A 13,658-nucleotide genomic window follows, 5' to 3' on the forward strand; every position below is an offset into this window, starting at 1 on the left:
GATCCTCAGAAAGCCTGGCGGGGCGGGGCGGAGTCGCTGGCGCCGACCAGGAAGTCGAGATCCACGCCCGTGTCGGCCTGGGTGACGTGCTGGGTGTAGAGGTAGGTCCAGCCGCGGCCGGCGGGCGGTGCCGGCGGCTGCCACCCGGTGCGGCGCCGCTCCAGTTCCGCGTCCTCGACCAGTACGTCGAGGCGTCGCGCGGGCACGTCGAGGCGTACGTCGTCCCCCGTGCGTACAAGAGCGAGCGGGCCGCCGACCGCGGCCTCGGGCGCGACGTGCAGGACGCAGGTGCCGAAGGCGGTGCCGGACATGCGGGCGTCGGAGATGCGGACCATGTCGCGCACGCCCGCGTCCAGGAGCTTCTTCGGGAGCTGGAGGTTGCCGACCTCCGGCATACCGGGATAGCCCTTGGGGCCGGTGTTGCGGACGATGAGGACGGTGTCGGCGGTGACGTCCAGGTCGGCGTCCTCGGCGACGGCGAGGTAGTCCTCCAGCGAGTCGAAGACGAGCGCGGGCCCGGTGTGGCTGAGCAGCTTCGGGTCGGCGGCCGACTGCTTGATGACGGCGCCGTTCGGGGCGAGGTTGCCGCGCAGGACGGCGGTGCCGGTGCCGGCGGGCTGCACCGGGCGGTCCATGGGGCGGATCACCTCACGGTCGTGGACCTGCGCGCCCTCGCAGTTGTCGACGAGGCCGCGTCCGGTGACGGTGACCGTGTCGCGGTGGAGCTGGTCGCGCAGGTCGTTGACGAGTGCGGGCAGCCCGCCGGCGTACGCGAACTCCTCCATGAGGAAGCGCCCCGACGGCATCAGGTCGATGAGCAGCGGGAGTTCGGCACCGAGACGGTCGAAGTCGTCGAGGGCGAGCGGTACACCGAGGCGGCCCGCGACGGCGAGGAGGTGGACGACGGCGTTGGTGGAGCCGCCGATGGCCGCGTTGATCCGGATGGCGTTCTCGAAGGCGGCGCGCGTCATGATGCGCCCCGGGGTGAGGTCGCTGCCGGCGAGTGCGACGGCGCGGGCGCCGGTCTCCTCGGCGAGGGTGCCGCGGCGTGCGTCGACCGCGGGCAGGCCCGAGCCGCCGGGGAGCATCATGCCGAGGGCCTCGGTCAGGCACGCCATGGTGGAGGCCGTGCCCATCGTCATGCAGTGACCGGCACTGCGGTTGAGGGAGCTCTCGAACTCGGTGAACTCCTCCTGGGTGATGGTCCCGGCCCGCAGTTCCTCGGTCATGCGCCAGATGTCCGTGCCGGAGCCGACGTTGCGCCCCTGAAATCGCCCGTTGAGCATCGGGCCGCCGGTGAAGACGATCGCGGGGACGCCCGCGCTCGCGGCGCCCATGAGGGCGGCGGGGGTGGTCTTGTCACAGCCGGTGAGCAGGACGACGGCGTCCAGGGGGTTGGCGCGTATCTGTTCCTCGATCTCCATCGCGGCGAGGTTGCGGTAGAGCATCGAGGTGGGGCGCAGGAACGGCTCGCCCAGGGACATGGCGGGGAATTCGAGGGGGAAGCCGCCGGCCTGGAGGACGCCGCGCTTCACCGCGTCGGCGATGAGCTGGAGGTGGCCGTTGCAGGGCGTCAGTTCGGAGAAGGTGTTGCAGATGCCGATGACCGGGCGGCCGTCGAAGTTGTGACCGCCGCGGCCCGTCGCGCGCAGATGGTGGCGGGAGATGAAGCCGTTCTTGCCGCCGTCGCCGAACCAGGCACGGGAGCGCAGCGGCGCCTCGCTGTCGGCGGGCGTGGGTTCGAGCGCGGCCATGAGTGGTCCTTCCGGTGCGGCGGCGGTGGCCGTGACCGCGGCCGTGATCAAGCCGTGTCCGACACACCCCTTCAATGGTGCTATCAAATCACGATACGGTCCCGGCGTGTCCAGAGGATCGACGCGGATCCGGCACGAACGACGTGGGAGAGCCGTGGAATCGACAGTCATGAAGGCGGTGACCTGGCGGCTGATGCCGTTCCTGGTCCTGCTGTATCTGGTGGCGTACATAGACCGGTCCAACGTCGGCTTCGCCAAGCTGACCCTCCAGGATCAACTCGGCCTGTCGAACGCCGCGTTCACCTTCGGCCAGGTCGCGTTCTTCATCGCGTACGCGATCTTCGAAGTGCCCAGCAACGTCTACCTCGACCGCTTCGGCGCGCGCCGCTGGTTCACCCGCATCATGCTCAGCTGGGGCGTGGTGACCGTACTGACGGCGCTGGTCACCGACGACTGGCAGTTCTACGCCGCGCGCTTCCTGCTCGGCGTCGCCGAGGCGGGCTTCTACCCGGGAGTCCTCTACTACCTCACCAAGTGGTACCCGTACCGCTACCGGGCGCGCATGACCGGCTGGTTCATGATGTCCGCGCCGCTCGCCTTCATCATCGGCAACCCCGTGATGGGCGCGCTCGACGACCTCGACGGCACGCTCGGGCTCGAAGGCTGGCAGTGGATCTTCATCGCGACGGGCGTACCGGCGATCGTGCTCGGCTTCGTCACCCTGCGGCTCCTGCCCGACGGTCCCGAAGGCGTGCGCTGGCTGGCCGCCGACGAGCGGGCCTGGATCGCCGGTGAACTCGCCGCCGAGGCCGACGCGTTGGGCGAGCGCGGACACGGCAGTCCGCTGCGTGCGCTGCGCGACCGGCGCGTACTCCTGCTGTCCCTCTTCTACCTGTGCTTCCCCCTGGGCGCCTACGGGCTGAGCTTCTGGCTGCCGACGATCGTCGACGGCTTCGGCGGCCTCACCACGACGGCCACCGGCTTCATCACCGCCATCCCGTACGTCTTCGTGGCCGTCGGCCTGTACGTCGTGCCGAAGCTCGCCGACCGCAGCGGCACCCGCTATCCGTGGATCGCGGGCACCGCCGCCCTCGGCGCCCTCGGTCTCGCGGCCAGCGCCCTGACCGGCAACCATGTACTGCAGATGGCCTTCATCAGCCTTGCGGCGATGTGCATCTTCGCGGGGCAGCCGGTGCTGTGGTCGCTCCCCTCACGCTTCCTGACGGGGATTCAGGCGGCCTCCGGCATCGCAGTGATCAACGCCGTGGGCAATCTGGGCGGCGGCTTCGGGCCGATGGGGATCGGTGTGGTCGTCGACCGAACCGGGTCTGCCATGGGCGGACTGTGGTTCCTGGTCGCCGCCATGGTCATCGCGGCGGTCGCCACGCCCGGGATCCGGCGGCTCGTCGAGGGCGGGCCCGTGGTCACCCACGCGCCCGACACGTCGGCGAAGGCTGAGGGGCGTACGAAGGTCTGAACGCGGTGAGAGCGAGGGGACGCGGTGGGGCGACGGACTGCCCCCACCCCACCGCGACGGCATCACTCGCCGAGGCACTCGCGTACAGCCGCGATCAGGCGGTTGGCGCGGGCGTCGCCGTGGCCGATCATGCGATTGGCCACATAGGCGAAGCCGATCCCGAACTCGTCGTCTCCGAAGGCGAATTGGCCTCCGGCGCCGTCGTTGCCGAAGCTGCGGGCACCGAGCATCGGGCGGAAGGACGGCGAGTCGAGCAGGAAGCCCGATCCCCAGCGCGCGCCCGCGTCGAAGCCGAGCCACCCCTCTCCCGAGGACACCTCACGCACCGCATCGGTCACCGTGTCCGGCGTGAGCAGCCGCTCCCCGCCCTCGACACCGGTCACGGCGGCCGCGTAGAGCCCGGCGAGGCCGCTCGCGGAGGCGACCGCGCCCGCTCCGGGGAGTTCCATGGCGTGCAGCTCCGGGTCGTTCCAGCCGTGCGGCGCGTCGAGGCCGGGAAAGACGAGCGCCCCGTTCATCGTCACGATGCGCGTGAGCAGATGCTCGGGCCCGGGCATCCCGGGGCGTCCCTCGGCCTCGGCGAGCCGGGCCACGCGCTCCGACTCGTCGGCGGGCAGGCCGATCCAGGCCCGCAGCCCGAGCGGGTCACCGACCGCACGGCGGAAGTACGCGCCAGGGGTGAGGCCCGTGATGCGCCGGATCACCTCGCCGACGAGGAAGCCGAGGACATGGCCGTGGTACTCGTACGCGGTGCCGGGTTCCCACAGGGGCTTCTGCTCCTCGATCGCGCGGATCACCGGCGTCCACCCGGCGATCTCCTCGAAGGACAGCACCGCGTCGAGGGCGGGGACTCCCGCCCGGTGCCCGAGCACCATGCGCGTGGTGACGGTCTCCTTGCCGTGCTGTGCGAACTCGGGCCAGTACCGGATGACCGGCGCGTCGAGGTCGAGCCGCCCCTCCTGGGCGAGGAGATGCGCGCTGACGCCCACCAGGCCCTTGGCCACGGAGAAGACGGGGACGGTGGTGTCCTGTTCCCACACACGCCCGGTCCGCTCGTCCGCGACACCGCCCCACAGGTCGACGACCTTGCGTCCGCCGGCGAACACCGTGACGGCGGCGCCGAGTTCGGGGAACTCCGTGAAGTTCCGCGCGAACACATCGGCGACCGCCCCGAAGCGTTCGTCGGCCCAACCGTTGCGCTGCTCCATCGTGTCCCGTCCTCCGCGTGTCCCTGGGTCGCGGAGCCGCCGGTTACGTGAGCCCGTACCGTCCGCGATCTTCGAATCGAACACGGTACGGGGATGCGCCGCACACCTCGAACGAATTACACGCGGCGGGGTGTGCGCCGTCCACGCAGCGGACGCCGCCCCTCCCCCGGGGTTGCCTCCTAGAACAGGGAAGCTACCCTTGCCGACGTACCGGACACGGGGTGCCCCGCACGAGGGCTGAGATCACACCCGTCGAACCTGAACCAGTTAGCACTGGCGGAGGGATGTCAGCCAATGTCGTTGCCCCATGCCCCGAGCAGCACCGGGACCACCGGACCGCGCTCCGTCTTCGACGGGCGGATGCCCGCGGCGCCCGGTGACCTGCGGGTCGAGGCGCGCGGAATCGCGCCGGTCCCCGAGAGCCACCGCTACGGCGGCGCCGGGCGCCTGTTCACCGTGTGGTTCGCCCCGAACCTGACCATGACCGGCGTCTTCACCGGCACCGTCGGCATCGCACTCGGCCTGGACTTCGCCACCGCACTGGCCGCCGTCGTCATCGGCACCCTCGTCGGTGCCGTGCCCACCGCGTACCTCGGTACGTGGGGCAGCGCGACCGGCGCGGGGCAGCTCCCGCTGGCGCGGCTCGCGTTCGGCCGGGCCGTCGCGGTGCCCGGCGTCCTGCAGTGGCTGTCGTCGGTCGCCTGGGACGCCCTGATCGGCCTCTTCGGCGGTGACGCGCTCGCCCGGCTGTGCGGCTGGCCGTTCTGGGTCGGCGTGCTCGTGATGATGCTGGCGCAGGGCGCGCTGGGCGTGCTCGGCTACGAGGCCGTCCACCGGCTCCAGAAGCTGATGACCTTCGTACTGGCCGCCGCCTTCGTGGTCCTCGCCGTCAAGCTTCTCGACGGTGTCCAGCCGGTCACCAACGGGGCCGCGCACGGCGCCGACCAGGCCGGCGCGTTCGTCCTGACCAGCACGATCGCGCTCAGCCTGTCCCTGTCCTGGGCACCCTACGCCAGCGACTTCAGTCGCTACCTTCCGGCGGCCACATCCCGTAAGCGCATGTTCTGGTTCACGCTCCTCGGCGTCACCGTTTCCTTCGTCGCTGTCCAGGCGCTCGGGCTGTGGGGCGCCTCCGTCTTCACCGACCAGACCGCGCGCGGCGTCGACGAGCTGCTCGGCGGCGGCGTTCTCGGCGCCTTCGGGCTGCTCGCCGTGGCGCTGGCGGCCCTGTGCAGCAACGCGATGAACGACTACAGCGGCTCGCTGGCCCTGCAGACCGTCGGCGTCCGGATCCCGAGGCCGCTCGCGGCGGCGTTCGCCGCGGTGCTCGGCTTCCCGCTGGTGCTGTGGATGCACGCCGCCGACACCGCGGCCCGCTTCCAGAACGTGTTGCTGTTCGTCGGCTACTGGATCCCCGGCTTCGTCGCTGTCGTGGCCGTCGACTGGTTCGCGCGCGCCAGGGCCCGGGGCGGCGCGCCGGTCGACCTGGCCGCCGAGTCCGCCCGGCCGCAGCCCTGGTGGCCCGGGCTCCTCGCCTTCGTCGCCGCCTTCGCCGCGGCGGTCCCGTTCATGGACAGCGGCCTGTACGTGGGCCCGGTCGCAAAGGCCCTGCACGGCGCCGACCTCGCGTACTACGTGGCCTTCGTCGCCGCGCTCGTCGTGTACGCGCCCCTGAGGCTGCGCCGCCCGACCGCTGACGCCCGCACCGCACCCCACGAGGAGGCCCGCGCATGACCGTGCCTGCGAGCGGCGGACGCGTCGCGCCGCCCCGCGTCCTGACCGTCGCCGGATCGGATTCGGGCGGTGGCGCCGGGATCCAGGCCGACCTCAAGACGATGCTGGCGCTCGGTGCCCACGGCATGAGCGTCCTGACGGCCGTCACCGCACAGAATTCTCTCGGGGTCCAGGGAGCGTGGGAACTGCCCGTCGACGCGGTGCGCACGCAGTACCGCAGCGTCGTGGACGACATCGGCGTCCAGGCGGTCAAGACCGGGATGCTCTCGTCGCCGGTCCTCGTCGAGACTGTGGCCGAACTGCTCGCCAGCACGGACGCCCCCGTGGTCGTGGACCCGGTGAGCGTGTCCAAGCACGGCGATCCACTGCTCGCTGAGGACGCGCTGGACGCCGTACGCACGAAGCTGCTGCCAGTCGCGACGGTGGCCACGCCGAATCTGGACGAGGTGGCGCAGCTGACCGGCCTCGCCGTCACGGACGACGACGGCATGCGCCGGGCCGCGGCACGTCTCCTGTCGTTCGGCCCGCGGTGGGTGGTCGTCAAGGGCGGCCATCTGCCCGGGGCGGCCGTGGACCTGCTCACCGACGGCACGGAGGAGCACTGGCTGCGCGCTCCCCGCCACGACAACCGGCACACGCACGGCACGGGTTGCACCCTGGCGTCGGCCGTCGCCGTGGGCCTCGCCCATGGCCTGCCCGTGCCGGAGTCCGTCCGCCTGGCGAAGGAGTACGTCACGGGGGCGATCGCCGCCGGGTTCGCACTGGGGTCGGGCATCGGCCCGGTGGACCATGGGTGGCGCCTGCCGGGCGACCGGTCCATGGGTGCGTGGCGAACGGACTGACTCCGCCGAGCACCACCCGGTGGACGCGCAACACGCCCACCTGCACACAATCAGGGCCCGATGGGCGTGACCGCCCTCCCATCCACTTGACTGTTGCCATGACCACCCTGCCCCGCCAGCCTCAACAGCCCCCGCAGACCGGCCACATGATCGTGTGCGGTGGTGACGCGCTCGCCGAGCGGCTCGCCGCCGAACTGCGCGCCGTGTACGGCGAGCGGGTCACAGTCGTGGTGCCCTCCGTACGCGTCACCAGGCAGGGCGCCGGTCCGGCCGGACGGGCGAGGGCGGCCGCTTTGCTCTCGCGGATGCAGGCGGTCATGAGCCGTACCGTGTCCACCGCGGCGGGCGACAGCGTTCCGCCGCCGCGGGTCATGGAGGCGCCGGAACTCGACGAGGAGGCGCTGGCCGAGGCCGGTGTGGCCGACGCCGCCGCGCTGGCCCTCGTACACGGTGACGACGAGACCAACATCCGGGCCGCGCTCGCCGCCCGCCGTCTCAACCCCCAGCTGCGCCTGGTCATCCGGCTCTACAACCGCAAGCTCGGCCAGCACCTGGAACACCTCCTCGACCAGGCCGCCGCACTCTCCGCCCCCGGCGTCGACCCCGAGGCACTGGACACCACGACGACCGTCCTGTCCGACGCCGACACCGCCGCACCGGCGCTCGCGGCCACCGCCGTCGCCGGTACCAGCAAGGTCGTCCAGGCCGACGGGCTCCTGCTGCGCGCCGTGGAGCGCACCCCGCCGGGCCGGGGCGAGGTCGCCGACCCCGGCCTGTGCACCCTCGCCCTGCTGTCCGCGACCGCCAACGACCCGGCGGGCGCCGAGGGTTCGGACGTGGGCGGCGCGGAGGGCCCGCTGCTGCTGCCCGACGAACGCACGGTCGCCGCCGCGACCGGGCGCGGCACGGTGGTCCTGGAGGCCGTCTCCCCCACGGTCGCCACTCCCAACGGCCGCGCGAGCAGCCGCCGTATGCCCCTCGGCTCGCTGTTCTCGCGCCGGCTGCGCTGGTCCCTCGCCGGTCTCGTCACGAGCGTCCTCGGCCTGGCCGTCGCCTCCTGGGCCACCACCGGCGACCACCCGCTGCACGCCGGATACCTCACGCTCCTCGACCTGTTCGCCATCGACGACCCGGCCATCGGGCAGCCGCTCGCCCGTCAGCTCCTCCAACTCCTCACGGGGCTGGCCGGACTGCTCCTTCTGCCCGTGCTCCTCGCGGCAGTCCTCGAAGCGCTCGGCACCTTCCGTACGGCATCGGCCCTGCGCCGCCCGCCGCGCGGCCTGTCCGGTCACGTCGTGCTCCTCGGCCTCGGCAAGATCGGCACCCGGGTTCTGGCCCGACTGCGTGAACTCGGCATCCCCGTCGTCTGCGTGGAGGAGGACCCCGAGGCGCGCGGCGTCGCCCTCGCCCGCCGCCTGCGCGTACCGACCGTCATCGGGGACGTCACCCAGGAAGGCGTCCTGGAGGCCGCCAAGGTGCACCGCGCCCACGCCCTGCTCGCCCTCACCAGCAGTGACATCACCAACCTCGAGGCCGCGCTGCACGCGCGGTCGGTCAAGCCCGATCTGCGGGTGGCGCTGCGCCTGTTCGACGACGGTTTCGCGACCGCCGTCTACCGCACGCTCCGCTCCGCGCATCCCCGGGCCCTGACCCGCAGCCGGAGCGTCTCCACGCTCGCCGCACCCGCGTTCGCGGGCGCCATGATGGGCCGCCAGATCCTCGGCGCCATCCCCGTCGAGCGCAGCGTGCTGCTCTTCGCCGCCCTCGATGTGGCGGGACATCCGCTGCTCGACGGCCGAACCGTCGCCGACTCGTTCCGGGCCGGTGCCTGGCGTGTGATCGCGCTCGACGCGACGGCGCCGAGCGAGCGGCGCCCCGACCTGGCCGCGTCCCCCGCCGACGACGACCCCGACCGCCCCACGGGTCTCGTGTGGGACCTTCACCCCGGGTACGTACTGCGTACCGAGGACCGCGTGGTGCTCGCCGCGACGCGCCAGGGCCTGGCCGAACTCCTGCGGCACGGCCCCCTGGCCCGTACTCGTGCAGGCGCCCCCTAGGAAGCACAGTGCCCGGTGTGATCACCACCTCCCGCCTTCTGTACGAGCCACCCGGCCAAGTGTGATCATCGGCTCTCCGCGCGCCTTATCCTTGATCCCGCCACACCCCTCCCGCTCGTCCTCGCGCTCGCGCGGGGCGAAGTACGTTCCGTGGCAACCAATTTGACGGGGCTGTCTTTCAAGGGTGGTGCGCAGGTTGTTGCTGGCGGATCGGTACCGGTTGCACAAGGCGATAGGCCGCGGCGGTATGGGTGAGGTGTGGCAGGCGACCGACGAGATGCTCGGCCGGCCCGTGGCCGTGAAGCTGCTCCTCGCCCAGGACGCGGATCCGTCCGCGGCGGCCAGGTTCCGCATGGAGGCGCAGACTTCGGCGTCGCTCAGCCATCCGCATGTGGTGGGTGTCTACGACTTCGGCTCCTGGGAGCAACGCTTCTACCTCGTCATGGAACTCGTCGAGGGCGGCAGTCTCGCCCACGAGACCGCGGGCGGCGCGCGGCTGACGCCGGAGCGCGTGGCCGACATCGCGACCGGCGCGGCCGCCGGGCTCGCGGCCGCCCACCGCCAGGGCGTGGTGCACCGGGACATCAAGCCGGGCAATCTGCTGCTCACCCCCGACGGCACGGTCAAGCTGGGCGACTTCGGCATCGCCCGCTTCCTGGACGATCCCGCCGCCGGGCTCACCACCACCGGGCAGATCGTCGGCACCGGCCTGTATCTGGCGCCCGAGCGCGCCCTCGGCAAGAACGCGGGCCCGCCGTCCGACGTGTACTCGCTGGGCTGCGTGCTCTATCAACTCCTCACCGGAAACCCGCCGTTCCGCGCCGACACCGCGACCGGACTGCTCTACCAGCACGTGGACGCCGCGCCCGTGGCCCCGGGGCGGCTCGGTATCCAGCTGCCCCCGTCGTTCGAGAACTATCTGCTCGGCCTGCTGGCCAAGCAGCCGGAGGACCGGCCGACGGCCCAGGAGGTCACGGACTGGTTCCGTACGGGTGCCTGGCAGGGCCGTCCCGAACCCCTCCCGGAGCCCGTGCCGGAGGCCCCCGCGCCCGTACCGCACCGTCACGCCGCCCCGGAGATCCGGACCACTTCCACGACCTATCAGCTGCCGTCGTCCGGCCGGGCGGCACGCCGCGGGGCGGCACGGCGCGGTGGCGTCATGGCGGCGGCGAGACGCAGACCGAGAACCATCGGGGCCATCGCCGCTGCCGCTCTCTTCGTCGCGTCCCTCCTGATCGGCATGGCGTGGTTCGCCCCCGACGACAGTGCCGCGACCACACCCACGGGAGCACCGTCGCCCGCCGCGTCCGCGCACTGACGGGGCGCCCGTTCCGGCGGCGCACGCTGCGGCCATGATGGGGTGCGCCGTCTTCTGACCGACCACCATGGAGCTCACCGTGCACACCCGATCCTGGGCCGATCTCGCCGTCCACCGCAGCCGGGTGCGCGGTTGTCTCCTCGGCGGCGCGATCGGTGACGCGCTCGGCTACCCCGTCGAGTTCCTCTCCCTCGACGCGATCCGCGCCACGCACGGCGCGGCCGGGGTCACCGGCCTGGTGCCCGACACCGACGGTGTGACGGGCCGGGTCAGCGACGACACCCAGATGACGCTGTTCACCGCCGAGGGGCATCTGCGGGGGTACTGCCGCACCCGGGACCGCGGCATCGGCGGCGCGGAGGCGCACATCGTGCACGACGCGTATCTGCGGTGGCTGGAGACGCAGAACCACCCCGGTCCGCTGCCCGCCGACGACCTGCGCCACCGCATCGGGTGGCTGCGGCACGAGCCCTGGCTGTACGCGCGCCGCGCGCCCGGCAACGCCTGCCTGAGCGGCGTCGAAGCGGGGTTCACCCCCGACCCGTACGGGAAGCCCACCGGTGAGCCGGGGCCGGTGAACCCGAACTCCAAGGGCTGCGGCGCCGTCATGCGCTCCGCGCCCTTCGGCCTGACGGACCTGGGCGCCCGCCGGTCCTTCGAACTCGCCGCCCAGTGCGCCCAGATCACACACGGACACCCCACCGGCTACCTCGCCTCCGGTGCGTTCGCCGCCCTCATCAGCCACCTCGTCGACGGCGAGTCCCTGGAGGGCGCGGTACTGCTCACCCTGCGGCTGCTCGCCCGTTACCGGGGCCACGAGGAGACCACGGCCGCGCTGAGCCGGGCCGTCGCGCTCGCCGAGGAGGAGGGCGACGCGACCCCGGAGAGAGTCGAGACGCTCGGCGCCGGATGGGTCGCGGAGGAGGCCCTCGCCATCGGGGTGTACGCAGCGATGGCCCACACCCGTCCGCAGACCTTCTACGTCGGCAAGGAGGGCACTGTGTGCAACCCGAAGCCGCCGCGCACCCCGATCGAGGCCGCGTTCCTGCTCTCGGTCAACCACTCGGGCGACAGCGACTCCACGGGCTCCCTGTGCGGCAACATCCTCGGCGCGCTTCACGGTGACGTACACCTCCCGCACCAGTGGCTGACGGAGATCGAGGGACGTACCGCCGTCGCCCGGCTCGGCGACGACATCGCGGCCGAGATCCGGCCCGGCGAGAAGCGTCCCTGGAACTACTGACGCCGCGGCCCGCGCCTGCCGGCCAGGACCGCCCGCTCCTTCGCCGCGCGCACCGACGCCGACAGCCCGTCGATGTCGTACGCCCCGTGGTGGCGCCGTCCGTTGACGAAGAACGTGGGGGTGCCCGAGACGCCGCTGAGGTCGGCCGACTCAAGGTCCTCGGAGACCCGCCCCACTCCACTGTGCGCCCGCAGGCTCTTGTGGAACCGGTCGGTGTCCAGGCCGAGTTCACCCGCGTACTTGACGAGGTCGGCGGCCCGCAGCGCGTCCTGGTGGGTGAACAGCAGGTCATGCATCTCCCAGTACGCGCCCTGCTCCCCGGCCGCTTCGGCCGCCTCCGCGGCGAGCTGGGCGTGCGGGTGTACGTCGTTCAGGGGCAGGTGGCGCCAGACGTAGCGGATGTCGCCGAAACCGGCGAGGAGTTCCCGCACGACGGGTTCGGCCTGTCCGCAATAGGGGCACTCGAAGTCGCCGTACTCGACGACCGTCACGGGCGCGTGCCGCGGTCCCCGCATGTGGTCGCGGTCCGGGTCGACCGGCACGGCCAGGTCGACGATACCTTCGGCCGTCCCGAGGAGGGCCCTCATCCGGGTGGGGCGGGGCAGGACGCCGATGACCCAGGAGACAAGCCAGGTCATCAGGAACGCGCCGACGACCGCGCTGAGGATGCCGATCTTCGCCTCGGCCAGTTGGCTACCGTCGAACGCGAGGGTGGCGATGAGCAGGGCCACCGTGAATCCGACGCCTGCGATGGTTCCCCCGGCCGTAGTGGCGCCCCAGCCGACGGACGGGCGCAGCCGGCCGCGGCTGAGCCGGGTCGTCAGCCAGGACGCGCCGACGATGCCGAGCGGCTTGCCCAGGACGTAGCCGAAGAGGATGCCGAGGGTGATCGGCGAGGCGAACGCGCGGGCCAGTTCGCCGCCGCTGAGCTCGATGCCGGCGTTGGCGAGGGCGAACAGCGGCACGATCACATAGCTGGTCCACGGGTGGTAGAGGCGCTGCAGCCGCTCGTTGGGGGACAGGGCCGACGCGAGGCCCCGGCGGACCGACCGTTCCAGTTCGGGGGTCGGCTGCTCGCGGAAGAGCCGGAACAGGCCGCTCGCCCGCTCCAGCGCGGTACGGCTCGCCGGGTACGCAAAGGTCAGCAGCCCCATGGCCAGGCCGATCACTACTGGGTCCACCCCCGACTCCAGCAGCGCCACCCAGACCGCGACGGCCAGGAGCACATACACCCAGCCGCGCCGGGTGCCGGTGGCCCGTACCAGCAGGATCACGCCGAACAGGCCGAGTGCCACCAGCAGGGCGGGAACGTCGATGTCTCCGCTGTAGGCGACAGCGATGATGATCAGCGCCACGAAGTCGTCGACGACGGCCACGGTCAGGATGAAGATGCGCAGCCCGCCGGGCAGCCGGTTGCCGAGCAGCGCCAGCATGCCGAGGGCGAAGGCCGTGTCGGTCGACATCGCGGCGCCCCAGCCGTGGGCCGTGCTCTGCCCCGCGTTGATGGCCAGGTAGACGGCTACGGGGACGACCATGCCGCTGAGTCCCGCGACGAGGGGCAGCGTGACGCGCCGGCGTTCGCGGAGCTCCCCCATGTCGAACTCGCGCCGCGCCTCCAGGCCGACGACGAAGAAGAAGAACGCCATCAGGCCGCTGTTGACCCACTCCCGCAGGTCCAGCGACACCCCGGCGGAACCGATACGGACGGAGAAGTGCGTCCCCCAGAATTCCTCGTACGTGCCGGGTCCGATGTTCACCCAGGCCAGTGCCGCGAGCGCGGCGACGAGCAGCACCGAGGCGCTGCCGGTCTCGGTGCGCAGGAAGTCGCGCAGCGGTGTGCGCAGCTCCTCGCCGCTCGTTGTCTGCCCGTCGAACCCCGAGCTCATCGGCGGCATTCCCGTCTCTCGATGGCCCGCGCGGACCTGGCCGGCGGCTGCTCGGGCGAGCGCCCGAGCGCGGTGAGACGGTAGTCGACGCGCGGCGGTCGTGCGATTCGACACGGCGACCGTGTTCGAGTGCCCGCCC

9 protein-coding genes and 1 riboswitch are annotated in these 13,658 nt (G+C 72.2%); of the genes, 6 read left to right on the forward strand and 3 right to left on the reverse strand.

Annotated features, from left to right (window positions below; genetic code table 11):
* Positions 1-5: 5 nt before the first annotated feature.
* On the reverse strand, positions 6-1,754 hold the full coding sequence (locus OG698_RS04710) for an IlvD/Edd family dehydratase (RefSeq protein WP_406101590.1): 1,749 nt from the start codon (positions 1,752-1,754) through the stop codon (positions 6-8).
* A 154-nt stretch (positions 1,755-1,908) separates the two neighbouring features.
* Here OG698_RS04710 and OG698_RS04715 point away from each other — a divergent pair, with 154 nt between their 5' ends.
* The gene (locus OG698_RS04715; protein ID WP_406101592.1) at positions 1,909-3,231 is read left to right on the forward strand and encodes an MFS transporter; all 1,323 of its coding nucleotides are present in this window, start codon (positions 1,909-1,911) and stop codon (positions 3,229-3,231) included.
* 62 nt (positions 3,232-3,293) lie between these two features.
* On the opposite strand, the gene OG698_RS04720 is transcribed toward OG698_RS04715, so the two are convergent.
* The gene (locus tag OG698_RS04720) at positions 3,294-4,439 is read right to left on the reverse strand and encodes a serine hydrolase domain-containing protein (RefSeq protein ID WP_406101594.1); all 1,146 of its coding nucleotides are present in this window, start codon (positions 4,437-4,439) and stop codon (positions 3,294-3,296) included.
* A 207-nt stretch (positions 4,440-4,646) separates the two neighbouring features.
* Positions 4,647-4,741, forward strand: a riboswitch (TPP riboswitch).
* On the opposite strand from OG698_RS04720, the gene OG698_RS04725 reads away from it, so the two are divergent.
* The 5 genes from OG698_RS04725 to OG698_RS04745 all read left to right on the forward strand — a co-directional run bounded on the left by OG698_RS04725 (position 4,734) and on the right by OG698_RS04745 (position 11,633).
* A complete protein-coding gene (locus OG698_RS04725) occupies positions 4,734-6,173 on the forward strand; it encodes a purine-cytosine permease family protein (protein WP_406101596.1) in 1,440 nt (479 codons plus the stop codon). Its footprint overlaps the riboswitch before it by 8 nt.
* Positions 6,170-7,015, forward strand: a complete 846-nt coding sequence (thiD, locus tag OG698_RS04730) for a bifunctional hydroxymethylpyrimidine kinase/phosphomethylpyrimidine kinase (RefSeq protein ID WP_406101597.1) — start codon at positions 6,170-6,172, stop codon at positions 7,013-7,015. The genes OG698_RS04725 and thiD overlap by 4 nt, the downstream gene beginning before the upstream one ends.
* 98 nt (positions 7,016-7,113) lie before the next feature.
* On the forward strand, positions 7,114-9,072 hold the full coding sequence (locus tag OG698_RS04735; RefSeq protein WP_406101599.1) for a potassium channel family protein: 1,959 nt from the start codon (positions 7,114-7,116) through the stop codon (positions 9,070-9,072).
* 247 nt (positions 9,073-9,319) lie between these two features.
* Positions 9,320-10,390, forward strand: a complete 1,071-nt coding sequence (locus OG698_RS04740; RefSeq protein WP_406101600.1) for a serine/threonine-protein kinase — start codon at positions 9,320-9,322, stop codon at positions 10,388-10,390.
* A gap of 79 nt (positions 10,391-10,469) precedes the next feature.
* Entirely contained in the window at positions 10,470-11,633 is a 1,164-nt protein-coding gene (locus OG698_RS04745; RefSeq protein WP_406101602.1) for an ADP-ribosylglycohydrolase family protein, read from the forward strand.
* On the opposite strand, the gene nhaA is transcribed toward OG698_RS04745, so the two are convergent.
* Positions 11,627-13,528, reverse strand: a complete 1,902-nt coding sequence (gene nhaA / locus OG698_RS04750; RefSeq protein ID WP_406101603.1) for a Na+/H+ antiporter NhaA — start codon at positions 13,526-13,528, stop codon at positions 11,627-11,629. The genes OG698_RS04745 and nhaA overlap by 7 nt on opposite strands.
* Between the last annotated feature and the right edge of the window lie 130 nt (positions 13,529-13,658).

This window comes from Streptomyces sp. NBC_01003 (genome assembly GCF_045162695.1).
Lineage (GTDB): Bacteria > Actinomycetota > Actinomycetes > Streptomycetales > Streptomycetaceae > Streptomyces.